The sequence below is a fragment of the Pseudomonas sp. HS6 genome (assembly GCF_023375815.1).
Taxonomy (GTDB): domain Bacteria; phylum Pseudomonadota; class Gammaproteobacteria; order Pseudomonadales; family Pseudomonadaceae; genus Aquipseudomonas.
The window spans coordinates 655,573-674,248 of the sequence record NZ_CP067412.1; the positions used below are offsets into that span (position 1 = coordinate 655,573).

The following is an 18,676-nucleotide window of genomic DNA, read 5'->3' on the forward strand; positions in this document are numbered from 1 at the left end:
GGGGGATATTCAAGAGGTCCGCCGACCTGGAATGACATTGCCGAATCCATAATCAACTCGGTCTTGCAGGTCGATGTTTGACGCAAGACAACTCGGTCGGCCCCCTCTCCCCCCGAGAGAGGGAACCGATCGGGGAATATTCAAAATATCCGCCGACCTGAAATGACATTGCTGAATCCATAATCAACTCGGTATTTCAGGTCGGTGTTTGACGCAAGACAACTCGGTCAGCTCCCTCTCCCTCCGGGAGAGGGCTGGGGTGAGGGGGCTTTTGATCTGCCCGAGATCATCAAGTAATCGGCGCCGGATTGAACAACGTAATGTCGTTGTGCAGCTTGTGTTTCTCCGCCCACGTCTGCTGCTTGCCGCTCGCCACAGCCAGATAGTAGTGGAACAACTCCCACCCCAACTCCTCGATGCTCGCCCGCCCAGTAGCAATCCGTCCGGCATCAATATCGATCAGGTCCGGCCAACGCTGCGCCAGCTCCGTACGGGTCGAAACCTTCACCACCGGTGCCATGGCCAGACCATACGGAGTACCACGCCCGGTAGTGAACACATGCAGATTCATCCCCGCCGCCAGTTGCAACGTGCCGCAGACAAAATCACTCGCCGGCGTCGCACAGAAAATCAAACCCTTCTGCTTGAAGCGCTCCCCCGGACCGAGCACGCCATTGATCGCACTGCTGCCGGATTTGACGATCGAGCCCAGCGACTTCTCGACAATGTTCGAAAGCCCGCCCTTCTTGTTGCCCGGCGTGGTGTTGGCACTGCGATCCGCTTCGCCCTTGGCCAGGTAACGGTCGTACCAGTCCATCTCGCGCACCAGTTCCTCGGCAACGGTTTTGGTCTGGGCCCGTGAGGTCAGCAGGTAAATCGCATCACGCACTTCGGTGACTTCGGAAAACATCACCGTCGCCCCCGCCCTCAGCAGCAAGTCCGAGGCATATCCAAGCGCCGGGTTGGCGGTGATCCCGGAAAACGCATCACTGCCGCCACACTGCATGCCGAGGATCAGCTCGGACGCCGGCACGGTTTCGCGGCGGCGCTGGTCGAGTTTCTTCAGACGGGTTTCGGCCAGCTCCATGATCTGCTCGATCATCTCGGTGAAACCGTGACTGGAATCCTGCAAGCGATACAGCCACGGCTCGCTCAGATCCACCGATGCGTCGTCCTCGTGCATCACCTGCCCGGCCTGCAATTTCTCGCAGCCCAGACTGATCACCAGCGCCTCGCCCCCCAGGTTCGGGTTACGCGCCAGATTGCGCACGGTGCGGATCGGGATATAGGCGTCGGTGGCCGTGATGGCCACGCCGCAACCGTAACTGTGGGTCAGCGCCACCACGTCATCGACGTGCGGATACTTCGGCAACAGCTCATCCTTGATCCGTTTCACCGCGTGATCCAGCACCCCGGTGACGCACTGCACGGTGGTGGTGATCCCGAGGATGTTGCGCGTGCCGACGGTGCCGTCGGCATTGCGATAACCCTCGAACGTGAAGCCTTCCAGCGGCGCCTGGGCGTCCGGTACATCGGTGGACAGCGGCAGGCTGTCCAGCGGTGGCGCGGTCGGCATGCGCAGTTGATCTTCCTTGACCCAACTGCCACGGAGAATCGGCTGCAACGCATAACCGATGATCTGGCCGTAGCGAATCACCTGGCCGCCCTCGGGAATGTCCACCAGGGTGACCTTGTGGCTCTGCGGCACGAAATCCACCGTCACCAGGCCATCGGCAAATTCGGTGCCGGCCGGAACGCCCTGGTCATTCACCACAACCACTACGTTGTCCCGCTCGTGCAAGCGGATGTAGCGCGGCGAGTCGGAATGTTCAATCAACTGCATGACGCCGCTCCTCAGGAATGCGCTTGAGACAATTTACCGGTGGCTTCGGAACCGCCATTGGTTGGCGGCTCTTTGAGTACCACACGTTTGATCGGGCCGACGATCACCAGATAGCTGAATACCGCCACCAGCGCGTTGGCGCCGACGAACACCAGCGCCCATTTGAACGAACCGGTGGAGCTGATGATGTAGCCAATGACGATCGGGGTGGTGATCGACGCGATGTTGCCGAAGGTGTTGAACAGGCCGCCACTGAGACCGGCGATCTGTTTCGGCGAAGTGTCGGAGACCACCGCCCAACCCAGCGCACCCACGCCTTTGCCGAAGAAGGCCAGAGCCATGAAGCCCACCACCATCCATTCCACTTCAACATAGTTGCAGGCGACGATGCTGCTGGAGACCAGCAGACCGGCGATGATCGGCGCCTTGCGGGCGAAGGTCAGCGAGTGGCCCTTGCGCAGCAGGTAATCGGAAATCACGCCGCCGAGGACGCCGCCGATAAAGCCGCAGATCGCCGGCAACGAGGCAATGAAACCGGCCTTGAGAATAGTCATGCCGCGCTCCTGCACCAGGTACACCGGGAACCAGGTCAGGAAGAAATAGGTAATGCCGTTGATGCAGTACTGGCCCAGGTAAACGCCGAGCATCATGCGATTGGTCAGCAACTGGCGGATGTAGTCCCATTTCGGGCCGTCAGCCTTTTTGCCTTGCTTCTGGTCCATGTCGACCATGCCGCCGTTGTCGGCGATGAACTTCACTTCCGCTTCGTTGGCCATCGGGTGCTGGCGCGGGCTGTGGATAACCTTCAGCCAAATCAGCGAGAACACGATGCCGAACAGGCCCATGACAATGAACACGTGCTCCCAGCCGAAGGTGTAGACGATCCAGCCCATCAGTGGCGCGAACAGCACAGTGGCGAAATATTGCGCCGAGTTGAAGATCGCCGAGGCGGTGCCGCGTTCGGCAGTCGGGAACCAGGCCGCGACGATGCGTGCGTTGCCGGGGAACGATGGCGCCTCGGCCAGGCCCACCAGGAAGCGCAACATGAACAGCGCGACGATGGCCGTGGACATGCCGAACTCACCGACGAAGCCTTGCAGCACGGTGAACAGCGACCAGGTGAAGATGCTCAGGGCATAGACTTTTTTCGAGCCGAAGCGATCGAGCAACCAGCCACCGGGGATTTGCCCGGCCACGTAGGCCCAACCGAATGCAGAGAAGATGTAGCCGAGGGTGACCGCGTCGATGCCGAGGTCTTTTTGCAAACTGGAACCGGCGATCGCGATGGTGGCGCGGTCGGCGTAGTTGATCGTGGTCACCAGGAACAGCATGAGCAGAATCAGATAGCGGACGTGAGTCGGCTTGGACGATTGCATGTAGATGTACTCCCACTGATTATTTTTATGCGCGGGTGAATCTTCTTTGGTCTTTGTGGGAGCTGGCTTGCCAGCGATGCAGGCGACTCGTTGTATCAGTCACTCCGCGGTGATGCTATCGCTGCGATGCGGCGACCCGACAAGCCAGCTCCCACAGGTACTGCGTGGATCAGGAACCGATGTAGGCGGTTTTCACCACGGTGTAGAACTCTTGCGCATAGCGGCCTTGCTCACGTGAGCCATAGGATGAACCCTTACGGCCCCCGAACGGAACGTGGTAATCGACACCGGCGGTCGGCAGGTTGACCATCACCATCCCGGCCTGGGAATGACGCTTGAAGTGGTTGGCGTACTTCAGCGACGTGGTGGCGATGCCCGCCGACAGACCGAATTCGGTGTCGTTGGCCATGGCCAGTGCAGCGTCGTAATCGGCCACGCGGACGATGTTGGCCACCGGGCCGAAGATCTCTTCGCGGCTGATGCGCATCGACGCTTCGCTGTCGGCAAACAGCGTTGGCGCGAGGAAGTAACCCTCGGTATCGCAGGTCACCAGACCGCCGCCGCTGACCACACGGGCACCTTCGGACTGGCCGATGTCGATGTATTTCAGGTCCTGCTCAAGCTGCGCTTGTGAAACCACCGGACCAATGTCAGTGCCCGCTTTCAACGCGTGACCGACCTTGATCGACTTCATGCGCTCGGCCATGGCTTCGACGAATTTGTCGTGAATCCCGGCAGTGACGATCAGTCGGCTCGACGCGGTGCAACGTTGGCCAGTGGAGTAGAACGCGCTCTGCACCGACAACTCGACCGCCTGTTTGAGGTCGGCGTCGTCGAGAATGATCTGCGGGTTCTTGCCGCCCATCTCCAGTTGCACCTTGGCCTGACGCGACACGCAATTGACCGCGATCTGGCGGCCCACACCGACGGAGCCGGTGAAGCTGATGCCGTCGACTTTCGGGCTGTTGACCAGTGCTTCACCGACCACGCGACCGCTGCCCATCACCAGGTTGAACACGCCAGCCGGGAAGCCTGCACGGGAGATGATTTCGGCCAGCGCCCAGGCGCAACCCGGCACCAGATCCGCCGGTTTCAACACCACGCAGTTGCCGTAGGCCAGGGCCGGGGCGATTTTCCACGACGGAATCGCAATCGGGAAATTCCACGGGGTGATCAGGCCGACCACGCCGAGGGCTTCGCGGGTGACTTCAACGTTGACGCCCGGGCGCACCGACGGCACATAGTCGCCCGACAAACGCAGGCACTCGCCGGCGAAGAACTTGAAGATGTTGCCGGCGCGGGTCACTTCGCCGATGGCTTCCGGCAGGGTCTTGCCCTCTTCCCGGGCCAGCAAGGTGCCGAGCTCTTCGCGGCGGGCGAGGATTTCAGTGCCGACTTTGTCCAGCGAGTCGTGGCGGGCCTGAATGCCCGAGGTCGACCACGCCGGGAACGCGGCGCGCGCGGCGTCGATGGCGGCGTTGACCTGAGCCAGATCAGCCTTGGCGTAGTCGCCGATGGTGTCGCTCAGCTCGGACGGGTTGATGTTCACCGAGTAATCGTTGCCGGTGATCCACTCACCGTTGATGTAGTTGTCATAGCGCTTGGTCACGAATCATTCTCCTGACGCAAAAGGCCGCTGATTGCTCAGCGGCCTTATTTATAGAGTTGGGTTACTGCGCACCTTGCTTGTCGATCAGCGCGGCGAGCATTTCGTACTCTTCGCGGGTCAGGTCGGTCAGCGGCGCCCGCACCGGGCCTGCGTCATAGCCGGCGATCTTGGCGCCTGCCTTGACGATGCTCACGGCGTAACCGGCCTTGCGGTTGCGGATGTCCAGGTACGGCAGGAAGAAGTCGTCAATGATCTTGCCAACGGTGGCGTGATCTTCGCGGGCAATCGCGTGGTAGAAATCCATCGCAGTTTTCGGGATGAAGTTGAACACCGCCGACGAGTAGACCGGCACGCCCAGGGCCTTGTAGGCAGCGGCGTAGACTTCTGCGGTCGGCAAACCACCGAGGTAGCTGAAGCGATCGCCGAGGCGACGACGGATCGACACCATCAGTTCGATATCACCCAGACCGTCCTTGTAACCGATCAGGTTCGGGCAGCGCTCGGCCAAGCGCTCCAGCAGAGGCGCGGTCAGGCGGCAGACGTTGCGGTTGTACACCACCACGCCGATGTTCACCGATTTGCACACCGCTTCAACGTGGGCGGCAACGCCGTCCTGGCTGGCTTCGGTCAGGTAGTGCGGCAGCAGCAAAAGACCTTTGGCGCCCAGACGCTCGGCTTCCTGAGCGTATTCGATGGCTTGACGGGTCGAACCGCCAACACCGGCGAGGATCGGCACGCTGCTGGCGCAGGTGTCGACGGCAGTCTTGATGATTTCCGAATATTCGCTGGCAGCCAGGGAGAAGAATTCACCGGTGCCACCGGCGGCGAACAGGGCCGAAGCACCGTACGGGGCCAGCCATTCCAGGCGTTTGATGTAGCCCGCGCGGTTGAAATCGCCTTGGGCATTGAAATCGGTGACCGGGAACGACAGCAGGCCGGCGGAGAGGATGGACTTCAGTTCTTGTGGATTCATTATTCGAACACCCTGGTAGCAACGTTTTTTGTGTGAGTGGACCGTTCAGCCTTCGCCGAAGTTGTAGGTCATCGTACAACTTAAAAGATAACCGTCAACTGCATTTCATCGCTGGAGGGCATTTTTTGTCGGACAAGATTTCTTTTTGACGTAGGAGATTTCTCGACTAGGCTCGTTTTAACTGTATATGCATACAGTTAAATAAAAATCTACCGACGACATATCAAGGAGAAAGAAATGTCCGGTCTACAACCAAAATGCCTTGAAAAACCCACACCGGTCATCGCCCGATTCGATGATCTTTTCACCCCCGGCGGCATCGCTTTCAGTGCCGAGAATCCGCATCTGTTGCTGCACATCGCCGACTCGCACAGCGATGTCGAAGCCGTGACCGCCCCGCCCGCTCAAGCCTTGAAAGGCAAACCGCAGTTGCGCTTCGAAGGCGCGGAACACGCGGCTATCGGCGACAACACCCGACTGCGCTTCGTTGAAAATGCCGAGCCAGTGCTCGCGCAAAATGTGCCGCTGCATCTGCCGAACGGGTTGGCGCTGACCTACGGCCAGGTGCTGGCGTTGGGTGGTGACTTCTACGGAGTCGTCGACCGGCCAATCAACGAAGGCGCCACCCCGGCGGATCGCCTGCAACGCTTTTCGGCGGCGTTCGACACCCTCGCAACGCTGCCCGCCTCCCGGGCCGAGGCGCCACAGATTCTCGCGATCATGCAAAAGGAGATCGACGCGGTTAAACAGGCGATCAAGGACGGCAAGCAACCCCATGAGGCTTATGACGCTTTGGGAGATACGTTGTCGGAAGAGTGGAACAAGATCACTGGCGGCGGCAGTTTCGTCTCGGCGCTGTTCCCGCTCGGTCGCTACCTGAAACTGGCGGCGAACAATGCCGACCATTTCGGCGAATGGGCCCGCCAGGCCTACATCGCCGGGCACACCATGGCCCTGCAAACCGCCGCAGCCGCCCACGCCAGTCAGGACGAGCTACAGCTGGAACGGGCTTACGCGATGAACGCGTTCGCCGATCACTACCTCACCGATCTGTTCTCTTCCGGGCATTTGCGAGTGCCACGCAAGGCCATGGCTGCCGCAGTGACGCCGAGCGATCTGGGCTCGTTGATCACTCGCTTCATGCATGACGAAGACAGCAAATTCGGACTCAAGGTGCGCAACGGACATGGAGAGCAATGGCGGGCTTTCGGTGACAAGCGCTACTTCGAGGCAGCCGACACCGACAATCGCAATCAGGTGAATCACGCGGTGCAGGATTCGGCGGACGAAGTGTATGCCGCGTATTCCAGCGGCAACGTGCCGACCACCTTCAACGCGCTGCAACGGTTACCGGATCTGACTTTCGTGATGAATCTGACGAACAACTTTTCCCCGCTTTTCCGCGTTCAGGGCAACAAAGTCCTGCGGCGCAAGGACGTCAACAACCTCAACGACACCGCCACCGTCGACGACTGGTGGGGCTGGAGCACTTACCTGCTGCTCAAGGACTATCACCCAACCGGCAACACCCATTAAGGAGCGATTCGATGACGATTAAATTGAAAGTTGAACTGGCCTCGGGCCAATCGTTGAAAGGCGCGCCGCTGCAATTGCTGGTCAACGGCGTAGCCATCGCCCGCGCGTCGGTAGATGCCCAGGGTCAGGCGACATTCGACGTCAGGCCCGGCCCGGGCAAACTGGCGGTCAGGGTGGATCGTTCGATACTGCCCCAGAGCTGAAATGCCCGGACAAGATTGCCCCGGCGCGCCTCACCGATTCGCCGGGTAAAGTGCGACGACTGCCGCGAAGGATCGCGGCAGATCTTTCAAGGAGAACGAATCATGACGTTTGCCGCTGCACACCTTCCACAATTCCCCGATCACGCCAGCGACTCGATCATCCTGCGGCTGTCGACCCTGAGTGACGACCTGATCATCCGCGTACCCGACGGACAGAACACCCCGCCGAACTGGGATGTGTATCCGATCCTCGGTGACGATCCGGAAGAGCCTGAATGGCTGGGCCTGTCGGAACCGACCGGTGTCTGGGACGACGCACTCGACGATATGGTCGGCCTGACGGGAATCGAACTGAGCATTCCCCGATTCGAGCTGGAAAAGTACCTGAACAGCACTGTTGAACTGCGCTACAAGTTCGCTGATGAGTCCAGTCTGGAACCGTGCTCGGAGCCGCTGAAGCTCTACGTCGAAGCCTGATTCCTCAACCCTGCGCCTGCGCCTCTTCATGCGCCTGACGCAGCCGTTCGCGGCTGTTGGTCAGGTGCAGGCGCATGGCCGCGCGGGCGGCATCGGAATCCTGGCGGGCGATAGCCTCGTAGATTTCCTCGTGCTCGCGGCTCAGGCGATTCATGTAGTGCTGCTGATCGTCATGGGCCAGGCGTGCCGAGTTCAGCCGCGTGCGCGGAATGATGCTGGTGCCCAGGTGGGTCATGATGTCAGTGAAGTAGCGGTTGCCCGTGGACAGCGCGATTTGCAGGTGGAATTGGAAATCCGACGCCACCGCATCGCTGGCGTGGGCCACGCTTTCGTTCAGCGCATCCAGAGCGGCACGCATGGCGGCCAGTTGTTCGGCGCTGCGACGTTGTGCGGCGAGACCGGCCGATTCTACTTCGAGGCTGATACGGAATTCGAGAATCGCCAGCACGTCACGCAGGGTGACCACGGTCGCCGGGTCGATCCGGAAACCGCTCGGGCTTGGCGTGTCGAGCACGAAGGTGCCGATGCCGTGACGGGTTTCCACCTGCCCTGCGGCCTGCAGCCGGGAAATCGCCTCGCGCACCACGGTACGGCTGACACCATTGGCTTCCATGATCGCCGACTCGGTGGGTAACTTGTCGCCACGCTTGAGCAGACCGTCGCGGATCTGCTCGGTCAGCACCGTCACCAGTTCCTGTGCCAGGCTGCGGCGCTTGCGAGGGAGGCGCGGGGTGTCGATCGGGTTTTGCATGGTCTGCGTTTATCTCGAAAATTCGGCTAGAGAGGCATCATAGCCCAAGGGAGTTGTACGATCACCGTCCTCTGTGGGAGCAGGCTCCCACAGATTCAGTACGCATCAGGCTGTGACGGTCTGCTCGACCAGATGCCCGCTGTCGATCCGCACATGCCGTGGATGGAAGCGCTTGAGGCTGCTGCGATGGCCGACGCTGACGATGCTCAGGCCCGGCAGCTGATCGATCAGCGCCTGATACAGCGTGGCCTCGTCTTCTTCGTCCATCGCCGAAGTCGCTTCGTCCATGTACAGCCAATGCGGTGCATAGAGCAGCGCACGGGCGAAGGCCAGTCGTTGCTGTTCACCCGGCGAGAGCATGCGCTGCCAGTGATTGGCTTCGTCCAGTCGCGCCACCAGATGCGGCAGACGGCAGGTTTCCAGCACTTGCGCATAACGCTCTGGCGAATAGGTATCGCCCGATTGTGGATAACTCAAGGCTTCACGCAGGGTGCCAATCGGCAGATACGGCTTTTGCGGGAGGAACAGATAACGCGATGCCGGCAGACGAATATTGCCGTGACCCGCTGGCCACAAATGCCCCATCGCTCGCAGCAGGGTGGACTTACCGCTGCCTGAGCGACCGCTGAGCATCACGCGCTCGCCCGGCTCCACGGTCATGTCAGCGCTGGTCAGCAGGTGACGACCGTCAGCCAGATCCAGCCCGAGGTTGTGCACGCGCAATTCGCTGCCCTGATTCTGCACATCGATGGCCGGTGCACGTTCTTCGTTATCGGTCATGGCCTGACGGAAGCTCAACAGACGATCACACGTGGCGCGCCACGACGCCAAGTCCTGGTAGGCGCTGATGAACCAGCTGAAACTTTCCTGAACATTGCCGAAGGCCGAGCTGATCTGCATCAGTTCTCCGAGTTCGATCTTGCCCGCAAAGTAGCGCGGTGCGGCCACCATGAACGGGAAGATTATCGCCGCCTGGCTGTAACCGGACGTGAAGAAGGTCAGGCGCTTGGACACTTTCATGATGTCCCAGAAGTTGTGCCAGACCATCCCGAAACGGCTGCTCAAACGGCGATTCTCATTCGGTTCGCCGTTGTACAGCGCAATGCTTTCGGCGTTTTCACGAATTCGAACCATGGAGAAACGCAGATCGGCTTCGAAACGTTGTTGTTGGTTGTTCAGACCGATCAAGCGACGACCAATCAGATGCGTCAACCAACTGCCCACTACCGCATAAACCAGCACACACCAGAACATGTAGCCGGGAATCGTGTAGCCGAACACTTCGATACTGCCTGACACGCCCCAGAGAATGATCGAGAACGACACCAGACTGACGACGTTGCGCAACAATCCAATCCCCAGACTCAAGGTGTTGGAGGTGAAGTTGTTGAGGTCTTCGGAAATCCGCTGATCCGGGTTATCGGTGTAACCGCCCTGCTCCAGCTGGTAATAGTTCTTGTCGGCAAGCCAACGGGAGAAATGCTTTTCGGTGAGCCATGCCCGCCAGCGAATCGTCAGCATCTGAGTCAGATACAGCCGATACACCGCACCGATAATCGCCACTGCCGCGATAGCGCAGAAGTACAGAATCAGCCGCCAGAACGCGACCTCATCTTTCTTTTGCAGCGCGTTGTAAAAATCTTTGTACCAGGTGTTGAACCACACCGAGATGCCGACACTGAGCAACGAAAGCGCGATCACGGCAATCAGCAACGTCCAGGCTTTGACCTTCTCTTCACTGCGCCAGTAAGGCGTGATGATCGCCCACACCTTGCGAAAAAACTCCCCGCGCACACTATCGTTGACCGCGGAATATTCAGCGTTCTGATTCATGGATAAGGCTCGATAAAGAAAAGAACAGACACGCACCGATCATAGTTGATCGGTGCGCTTTATCGCGAGGGCTGGCGATGGCCGTTCAGCGCAGGTTCAGCGACGAACCGGGCGCTTTTGCAGTTTGCGCTGCAGGGTACGGCGGTGCATGCCCAGGGCGCGGGCAGTGGCGGAGATGTTGCCTTCGTGCTCGGTCAGCACGCGCTGGATGTGCTCCCATTGCAGGCGATCCACCGACATCGGGTTTTCCGGCACCAGGCTGTCGAGGTCGGCGTGTTCGGACAGCAGCGCTGCCAGCACGTCGTCGGCATCGGCCGGTTTGCACAGATAGTTGCAGGCGCCGCGCTTGATCGCTTCGACCGCAGTAGCAATGCTCGAGTAACCGGTGAGGATCACCACGCGCATTTCCGGGTCCAGCTCCAGCAGTTTCGGCAGCAAGACCAGACCGGAATCGCCGTCCATTTTCAGGTCCAGTGCGGCATAGTCCGGCAGATCGGCCTGGGCGATGGTCAGGCCTTCCTCAGCGGAACCGGCGGTGCTGACGCGGAAACCACGGCGGGCCATGGCACGGGCCATTACCCGGGTAAAGGTCGCGTCGTCATCGACCAGCAGCAAATGCGGCAGTTCTTCGCCTTCGACTTGGATTTCGTCACTCATGTTGCTCTCCTCGGGCGCCGTGGGGCAGGCGCAGCTCGGTGAGCGTGCCGCCTTCCTCATGACTATAGAGTTTCACTGAGCCGCCGGCGCGTGTCACGCTGGCCTTGCTCAAAAACAGGCCCAGGCCGAAACCTTTGCCCTTGGTGGTAAAAAACGGTTTGCCGATCTGCTCGGCGATGGCCAACGGCACACCGGCGCCATGATCACGAATGCTGATGGTCAGGTCTTCGGCGGTCCAGTCCAACGTCACCTGAAGGTTTTCCGGGCAGGCATCGGCGGCGTTGTTCAGCAGATTCAACAAGGCCTGGGTCAGATCCGGCGGCGGTGCCACACGCGGCAACTGGCCCTGGCCCAGACGCTGGAAGCGGTAACTGGCCTCGGGACGCATCAGGTGCCAGCGGTTGAGCGCTTCGTCGAGCCATTCGGTGACATCCTGCATCTCCACGGCCATACGGCGATTGGCTTCGGCCGCGCGCACCAATTGTTGCAGGGTCTCTTTGCAGAGTTTCACCTGATCCTTCAGCACCTTCAGGTCTTCCTGAAGCATTGGATCGTGATGATCCTGTTGCATTTCGTTGAGCAACACGCTCATGGTCGCCAGCGGTGTGCCCAGTTCATGGGCGGCACCGGCGGCCTGAGTCGCCACGGCCAGCAATTGCTGATCACGCAGGCCTTCTTCACGACGGATCGCCCGTAACTCTTCCTGCCGGCGCAGCTCTTCAGCCATCCGCGCGGCGAAGAAGGTAATGACCGCTGCCGCCAGCGCGAAGCTCAGCCACATGCCGTAAATCTGCAGGTTTTCCCGGGCGACCGGAAGGGTTTCCAGCGGATAGAAATGCGTCAGCATCAGGGTGTACAAGGCCAGCGCGATGCCGGACAGCACCACCGAATAACGCCATGGCAGCGTCACTGCGGCAATGGTCAGCGGCACCAGATAATACGAAACGAACGGGTTGGTCGAACCACCGGAGAAATACAGCAAGGCACTGTGGATAAACAGGTCGCAGGCCAGTTGCAGCGCATATTCGAGCTCGGTGACCGGCCACGAAGTGCGCAGGCGCACGGCGGTGAACACACAGAGCAGAATCGAACAGCCGAGGGTCATCACCAGTTGCACCCACGGCAACGGCAACAGCTCCAGCCAGTAGGCCAGGCCCACGGAACCGGCCTGCGCGGCGAGCACCAGGGTGCGGATGAAAGTCAGCCGCCAGAGGTTCTGGCGAGTGGCGGAAGTCAGTTGTACGGGGGCGAGCATGAGCTCTCCTGATGAGCGCTCCAGGCGGATCGCACGGAGTATAACCAAGCCGCAGGCTTGAGAGGCGAAAGTGCGGCAAACGACCACATGGCAAAAAGCTTCGCGGCGGCTATAAGGACCCCTTCGCGAGCAAGCTCGCTCCCACAGGGGAACGCGTCCCAAATGTGGGAGCGAGCTTGCTCGCGATTGGCTGCGCAGCAGCCACCGGCTATCTGTATAGAAGTTGTAACTGGGCGAACCGGATCATAAAAGCTAGAGTCTGATGGTTTCACGCAGGCCCCCGAACCATCACCTGCGCCCTCATCAAGGAGCTTTCATGCACACATTTCGCCGCAGCGCCGCCCTTCTCGCCCTGACCGTCGGCAGCGTCGCCAGCCTTCCGGCCCTGGCCGCCGATGAGCTGCACTACAACCAGATTTCCCTGCGCGCCGAAGTCAGCCAGGAAGTGGCCCGCGACCTGATGATCGTGACCCTCTACACCGAAGAACAAAACACTGACCCTGCCAAACTCGCCGCCGACGTCAGCACCACCATGAACAAGGCCCTGGCCCAGGCCAAGCAAGTCAAAGACATCACCCTGCGCCAGGGCAGCCGCAACAGCTACCCGATCTACGACACCAAGGGCCAGAAAATCACCGGCTGGCGCGAACGCGCCGAACTGCGCCTGGAAAGCGCCGACTTCGCCGCCCTGTCCAAACTCACCGGCGAACTGCTGACCGACCTGAAAATGGGCGGCATGGACTTCGCCATCGCCGACCCGACCCGCAAGGCCAGCGAAGACAAACTGCTGAAAGAAGCCGTTACCGCCTTCAAGGCCCGCGCCCAACTGGCGACCGACGCTCTGGGTGGCAAGGGCTACAAAATCGTCAACCTGAACCTCAGCAGCAACGGCTTCCCGCAACCGTACATGCGCGCGCCGATGATGATGAAAGCGGCCGGCATGGACGCAGCACCGGTGACGCCTGAGGTCGAGGCTGGCACCAGTCAGGTCAGCCTGACGGCCGATGGCTCGATTGAAGTGTTGATGCAGTGATTGAGTGAAGGCTGAATGAAAAACCGGCGATCAGTGATGATGCCGGTTTTTTTGTGCCCGGGATTTGGGTTATCAGGTTTGCGGATCAACCCGGTCCAACGCGCGGTTCACTGCAAGCTCGGCCAGCATGATGATCTGCTGGATACCCAGCGCCGTACTGCGCTGCGGGCCGGTGAGTTCATTGGCGAAATTGCTGGCGATGGTACTGGCCGACGCCAGGGATTCGCAGGCATTGGCCAGCAGGCTTTCGGTGTCGACGTTGGGCGTGACCATGTACATCGTGCTCGGCGGACGTGGTTTGGAAAGGTTGGGGCAGAGATAGAAATCGAGGGCGCGTTTGATGGCTTCACGGTTGCGGGCGAGGTCTTCGGCGCGCATGGCTTCTTCGAGGGGTGGGTCGGGTACTGGCTTGTTCATGGAGCATTTCCTTATGAATTTGCGCCACTCATTTCCGATCTCACTCGTGAAATGAGGTGGCAACTATGTACGGAGTGAGATTACCGGTAAGGAAACCAACCCGGCCGGACCGAAGTCCGCCCGTACATAGCCGCCATAAAGAACTGCCGACAGCATGAACTGGTGGCGATTATGGGGTGGCTTGCGCTGGTTTCCAAATTCAGTAACCGGGAATCTCACCTCCCGATCGCAGAGTCTTCTGCGACAACCAGAGACTAGGGATCGTGCTTCCGACGGACAACCTGAAAACTTTGTGGGAAGGATCCTGTGTTGTTGTTGAGATTTAAACAGCTTCAAAAGCTGCCCTCACCCTAGCCCTCTCCCGGAGGGAGAGGGAACTGACCGCGGTGTTTAAATGGAATACGCCGACGTGAGATACCGAGGTGAACTCGGGTTTTGAAACACACGCCATTTCACTTCTGCCTTCTGCCTTCTGCCTTCTGCCTCTACCTCTGCCTCCAGATCTAGATTCACTTCCACATCCACACCAGCATCAGCATCAGCATCAGCATCAGCATCAGCATCAGCATCAGCTCCCGCTCCCGCTCCCGCTTCTGCTTCTGCTTCTGCTTCCACCACTCAACAGGATGAGCGTTAGCTCGGCTGCAGCTTTTGATCTTGATCCACGGGCGACGTCGGAAGGCTGAGTGGAGGGATTTATCCGGGGGTGGGAGCGCAGCGACCGTTTGGCGAAGCCAAACACATCGAGAGGAGGTGCAGCGAAGCAAACCGTAGGCGATGCCCCCCGGATGAATCCCGGAGCGAAGGAACCCCGAGCCTTAGCGAGCGGGCCGAACGTAGGAGCAAGCGTTTTTGGTTACTTTTTAGGCGTTTGTAAAAAGTGACCCGCCGTAAGGGCGGAACCATAAGCCGCAACACCCGAAAAAACGGATATGCCCAAACCCGCGAGATATACCGAGATAGACGCACCCCCTCAAAAAACGATATTTCCGAACACCCCCAAATCCCCGCTAACCTCAAGGAACAACCACCTCCAGACCCACGGGCCAGACATGCAAAGATTCACCCTCAAACCACTCCTGATCACCCTGGCCCTGACCGCCATAACCCCAATCGCAAACGCAGCAACGACCTTGGTCTACTGCTCCGAAGCCAGTCCCGCAGGCTTCGACCCCAGCCAATACACCAGCGGCACTGACTTCGACGCCTCCGCCGAAACCGTCTTCAACCGCCTCACCCAATTCAAACGCGGCGGCACCGAAGTCGAACCCGGTCTGGCAACCCACTGGGACGTAAGCCCGGACGGCCTCCAGTACACCTTCAACCTGCGCCAAAACGTGAAATTCCACACCACGGATTACTTCACCCCGACCCGCACCTTCAACGCCGACGACGTCCTGTTCACCTTCCAGCGCCTGCTCGACCCGGAGAACACCTTTCGCAAGGCCTACCCCGCCGAGTCCCCGTACTTCACCGACATGAACCTGAACACCACGATCAAATCCGTGGAAAAACTCGACGAAAACACCGTGCGCTTCAACCTGAACAACGTCGACGCCGCGTTCGTGCAAAACCTCGCGATGAGCTTCGCCTCGGTGCAATCGGCCGAATACGCAACTCAACTGCTGAAGGAAGGCCACGCCGCCGACCTCAACCAGAAACCGGTCGGCACCGGCCCGTTCGTGTTCAAGCGTTACCAGAAGGACTCGCAGATCCGCTACGCGGCGAACAAGGACTACTGGAAACCCGAAGACGTCAAAATCGATAACCTGGTGTTCTCGATCACCCCGGACGCCGCCGTGCGCCTGCAAAAACTCAAGACCGGCGAATGCCAGGTCAGCGGCTACCCGCGCCCGGCCGACATCGAAGTGATGGAAAAAGACCCTAACCTGCGCGTGTTGAAGCAAGCCGGTTTCAACCTCGGCTTCCTCGCCTACAACACCACCCATCCACCGCTGGATCAGCTCAAGGTGCGCCAGGCGCTGGACATGGCCATCGACAAACCGGCGATCATCAAAGCGGTTTACCAAAGTGCCGGGCAACTGGCGCAGAACGCCTTGCCGCCCGCGCAATGGTCCTATGACCCGAATATCAAAGACGCGCCGTACGATCCCGTGAAAGCAAAAGCGCTACTCAAGGAAGCCGGGGTTGCGCCAGGTACAACCATCAACCTCTGGGCGATGACCGTGCAGCGCGCGTCCAACCCGAATGCGCGAATGTCGGCGCAGATGATCCAGCAGGATTGGGAGAAAATCGGCATCAAGGCCAACATCGTCAGCTATGAATGGGGCGAGTACATCAAGCGCGCCAAGAATGGCGAACACGACGCGATGATCTATGGTTGGACAGGTGACAACGGCGACCCGGACAACTGGCTGGGCGTGCTTTACAGCTGCGCGGCGGTGAAAGGCAGCAACTACGCCAAGTGGTGCGATCCGGCCTACGACAAACTGGTGCAGCAGGCCAAGGTGGCCACCGATAAATCGCAACGGATAAAACTGTATCAACAGGCGCAACTGATCCTTAAACAGCAGGTGCCGATCACGCCGATCGCCAACTCCACGGTGTTCCAACCGCTGCGCAAGGAAGTGACTGACTTCAAGATCAGCCCGTTCGGTCTGACCCCCTTCTATGGCGTGGGTATAAATAAGTAACACCGAGCCCCAAGGCGGCGCGCAAATCGTGACCAATGCACCGTTTTGGGGCTTCATTTGCACCGAAAAAACCGACCGCAAACGGTCAAATGCGTCAGAAGTTATACAGATGCGACATTAAGGTACGTTCGTGCCACCGTTTGATGCCGCCGGGCGCTCTGGATCTTGCATTGGGTATGGGCCCTGCATAAGTATCCGCAGGCACGACTCACGAGGTCGTACCTCAATATTAAAAAATGACAACAAATCATGAGGCCAACATGCTTAAACACGCGGTCATTCCGTTTTTAGTCGGCGCAGGCTTGTTAGCCTCCGCACCTTTCGCTTCCGCTGCGACTAACCTGGTGTTCTGCTCCGAAGGCAGCCCGGCCGGTTTCGACCCAGGCCAATACACCACCGGAACCGACTTCGACGCCTCAGCCGAAACCATGTTCAACCGTCTGACCCAGTTCGAGCGTGGCGGCACCGCCGTGATTCCTGGGCTGGCGACCAGCTGGGACATTTCGACCGATGGTCTGACTTACACCTTCCACCTGCGTGAAGGCGTCAAGTTCCACACCACCCCGTATTTCAAGCCGACTCGTGAGTTCAACGCCGACGACGTACTGTTCACCTTCAATCGCATGATTAACAAGGATGACCCGTTCCGTAAGGCGTACCCGACCGAATTCCCGTACTTCACCGACATGGGGATGGATACCAACATCACCAAGATCGATAAAGTCGACGACCACACCGTCAAGTTCACGCTGAAAGAAGTCGACGCCGCGTTCATCCAGAACATGGCCATGAGCTTCGCTTCGGTTCAGTCCGCCGAGTACGCAGCCCAGCTGCTGAAGGAAGGCAAGGCTGCCGACATCAACCAGAAGCCTGTCGGCACTGGCCCGTTCGTGTTCAAGAGCTACCAGAAAGACTCCAACATCCGTTACACCGGGAACAAGGACTACTGGAAGCCTGAAGACGTGAAGATCGACAACCTGATCTTCGCCATCACCACCGACCCGTCGGTACGTATCCAGAAGCTGAAGAAGAACGAGTGCCAGGTCACTCTGTTCCCGCGTCCAGCCGACCTGCAAGCGCTGAAAGAAGACAAGACCCTGAAAATGCCTGACCAGGCTGGTTTCAACCTGGGCTACATCGCCTACAACGTGATGGACAAGGTCAAGGGCAGCAACGACGCCAACCCGCTGGCTGACCTGCGTGTACGTCAGGCGCTGGACATGGCGGTGAACAAGCCGGAAATCATCAAGTCGGTCTACCAGGGTGCAGGCCAACTGGCCGTCAACGCCATGCCACCGACCCAATGGTCCTACGACACCACCGTCAAGGACGCCAAGTACGATCCTGAGAAAGCCAAAGAGCTGCTCAAGGAAGCCGGCGTCAAGGAAGGTACTGAGATCGTCCTGTGGGCGATGCCGGTTCAGCGTCCATACAACCCGAACGCCAAACTGATGGCCGAAATGCTCCAGTCCGACTGGAAGAAGATCGGTCTGAACGTGAAGATCACCAGCTACGAGTGGGGCGAGTACATCAAGCGTTCCAAAGGTGGCGAGAACCAGGCCATGATCATTGGCTGGAGCGGTGACAATGGTGATCCGGACAACTGGCTCAACGTGTTGTTTGGTTGCGACTCGCTGAGCGGCAACAACTTCTCCAAATGGTGCGACAAGAAATTCGACGGCCTCGTGAAAGAAGCCAAGCGCACCACAGACCAAGCCAAGCGCACCGAACTCTACAAAGAGGCGCAGCACGTCCTCAAAGATGCAGTCCCTATGACACCTATCGCTCACTCGACGGTGTATCAACCCATGCGCGCCAACGTGCAGGACTTCAAGATCAGCCCGTTCGGCTTGAACTCCTTCTACGGCGTCAGCGTCAAGTAAAAAACCGGCGGCGACGTTTTCAGCGTCGCCGCTGTTTTTTTCTGCCGAATAGTTAGGAATCTGCCTACATCCATTTCCACCAGGTCTTACCAGGTTGGTTTAGGACGTGTTGCCTTTTCCTACGAGTCTTTAGGACTCAGCGCATTTACTGCCAGACCTGCGGCCCCTACCGTCAG

Annotated in this window: 16 protein-coding genes; 6 read left to right on the top strand and 10 right to left on the bottom strand. The window is 59.3% G+C overall.

Annotation, left to right across the window (positions count from 1 at the left end):
- Window positions 1–289 precede the first annotated feature (289 nt).
- The 4 genes from garD to kdgD all read right to left on the bottom strand — a co-directional run bounded on the left by garD (window position 290) and on the right by kdgD (window position 5,801).
- On the bottom strand, window positions 290–1,843 hold the full coding sequence (gene garD / locus JJN09_RS03180; protein WP_249485588.1) for a galactarate dehydratase: 1,554 nt from the start codon (window positions 1,841–1,843) through the stop codon (window positions 290–292).
- Window positions 1,844–1,854: 11 nt separating this feature from the next.
- Window positions 1,855–3,219, bottom strand: a complete 1,365-nt coding sequence (locus JJN09_RS03185) for an MFS transporter (protein WP_249485592.1) — start codon at window positions 3,217–3,219, stop codon at window positions 1,855–1,857.
- Window positions 3,220–3,388: 169 nt separating this feature from the next.
- The gene (locus tag JJN09_RS03190; protein WP_249485593.1) at window positions 3,389–4,828 is read right to left on the bottom strand and encodes an aldehyde dehydrogenase family protein; all 1,440 of its coding nucleotides are present in this window, start codon (window positions 4,826–4,828) and stop codon (window positions 3,389–3,391) included.
- 61 nt (window positions 4,829–4,889) lie between these two features.
- Window positions 4,890–5,801 carry a 5-dehydro-4-deoxyglucarate dehydratase gene (gene kdgD, locus JJN09_RS03195; RefSeq protein ID WP_007953624.1) on the bottom strand — a complete coding sequence of 304 codons (912 nt, stop codon included), beginning with the start codon at window positions 5,799–5,801 and terminating at the stop codon, window positions 4,890–4,892.
- A 237-nt stretch (window positions 5,802–6,038) separates the two neighbouring features.
- Here kdgD and JJN09_RS03200 point away from each other — a divergent pair, with 237 nt between their 5' ends.
- The 3 genes from JJN09_RS03200 (at window position 6,039) to JJN09_RS03210 (ending at window position 8,017) form a co-directional block, all read left to right on the top strand.
- Window positions 6,039–7,337: a phospholipase gene (locus JJN09_RS03200; protein WP_249485595.1), complete on the top strand. Its 1,299-nt coding sequence runs from the start codon at window positions 6,039–6,041 to the stop codon at window positions 7,335–7,337.
- Between the two features lie 11 nt (window positions 7,338–7,348).
- Window positions 7,349–7,540: a hypothetical protein gene (locus tag JJN09_RS03205; RefSeq protein WP_249485596.1), complete on the top strand. Its 192-nt coding sequence runs from the start codon at window positions 7,349–7,351 to the stop codon at window positions 7,538–7,540.
- A gap of 102 nt (window positions 7,541–7,642) precedes the next feature.
- Complete coding sequence (locus JJN09_RS03210) at window positions 7,643–8,017, top strand: hypothetical protein (RefSeq protein ID WP_249485598.1); 375 nt, start codon at window positions 7,643–7,645, stop codon at window positions 8,015–8,017.
- Window positions 8,018–8,021: 4 nt separating this feature from the next.
- Here JJN09_RS03210 and JJN09_RS03215 read toward each other — a convergent pair whose 3' ends face one another.
- From JJN09_RS03215 to JJN09_RS03230, 4 genes are all read right to left on the bottom strand, one after another.
- On the bottom strand, window positions 8,022–8,768 hold the full coding sequence (locus JJN09_RS03215; protein ID WP_249485600.1) for a FadR/GntR family transcriptional regulator: 747 nt from the start codon (window positions 8,766–8,768) through the stop codon (window positions 8,022–8,024).
- A gap of 105 nt (window positions 8,769–8,873) precedes the next feature.
- On the bottom strand, window positions 8,874–10,601 hold the full coding sequence (locus JJN09_RS03220; RefSeq protein ID WP_249485602.1) for an ABC transporter ATP-binding protein/permease: 1,728 nt from the start codon (window positions 10,599–10,601) through the stop codon (window positions 8,874–8,876).
- A 96-nt stretch (window positions 10,602–10,697) separates the two neighbouring features.
- Window positions 10,698–11,258, bottom strand: a complete 561-nt coding sequence (locus JJN09_RS03225) for a response regulator transcription factor (RefSeq protein WP_003221630.1) — start codon at window positions 11,256–11,258, stop codon at window positions 10,698–10,700.
- Complete coding sequence (locus JJN09_RS03230) at window positions 11,251–12,513, bottom strand: ATP-binding protein (RefSeq protein WP_249485604.1); 1,263 nt, start codon at window positions 12,511–12,513, stop codon at window positions 11,251–11,253. The genes JJN09_RS03225 and JJN09_RS03230 overlap by 8 nt, the downstream gene beginning before the upstream one ends.
- A gap of 316 nt (window positions 12,514–12,829) precedes the next feature.
- On the opposite strand from JJN09_RS03230, the gene JJN09_RS03235 reads away from it, so the two are divergent.
- Window positions 12,830–13,546: an SIMPL domain-containing protein gene (locus JJN09_RS03235; RefSeq protein ID WP_249485606.1), complete on the top strand. Its 717-nt coding sequence runs from the start codon at window positions 12,830–12,832 to the stop codon at window positions 13,544–13,546.
- A gap of 72 nt (window positions 13,547–13,618) precedes the next feature.
- Here the strand turns inward: JJN09_RS03235 and JJN09_RS03240 are convergent, their stop codons facing one another.
- Window positions 13,619–13,963 (bottom strand): DUF6124 family protein, encoded by a 345-nt coding sequence (locus JJN09_RS03240; RefSeq protein ID WP_249485608.1) that lies wholly within the window; start codon window positions 13,961–13,963, stop codon window positions 13,619–13,621.
- A gap of 390 nt (window positions 13,964–14,353) precedes the next feature.
- Window positions 14,354–14,578 carry a hypothetical protein gene (locus JJN09_RS03245; RefSeq protein ID WP_249485610.1) on the bottom strand — a complete coding sequence of 75 codons (225 nt, stop codon included), beginning with the start codon at window positions 14,576–14,578 and terminating at the stop codon, window positions 14,354–14,356.
- Window positions 14,579–15,015: 437 nt separating this feature from the next.
- Between JJN09_RS03245 and JJN09_RS03250 the strand changes: the two genes are divergently transcribed.
- Window positions 15,016–16,617 carry an ABC transporter substrate-binding protein gene (locus tag JJN09_RS03250; RefSeq protein WP_249485612.1) on the top strand — a complete coding sequence of 534 codons (1,602 nt, stop codon included), beginning with the start codon at window positions 15,016–15,018 and terminating at the stop codon, window positions 16,615–16,617.
- Window positions 16,618–16,877: 260 nt separating this feature from the next.
- Entirely contained in the window at window positions 16,878–18,500 is a 1,623-nt protein-coding gene (locus JJN09_RS03255) for an ABC transporter substrate-binding protein (protein WP_249485613.1), read from the top strand.
- Window positions 18,501–18,676: the final 176 nt, after the last annotated feature.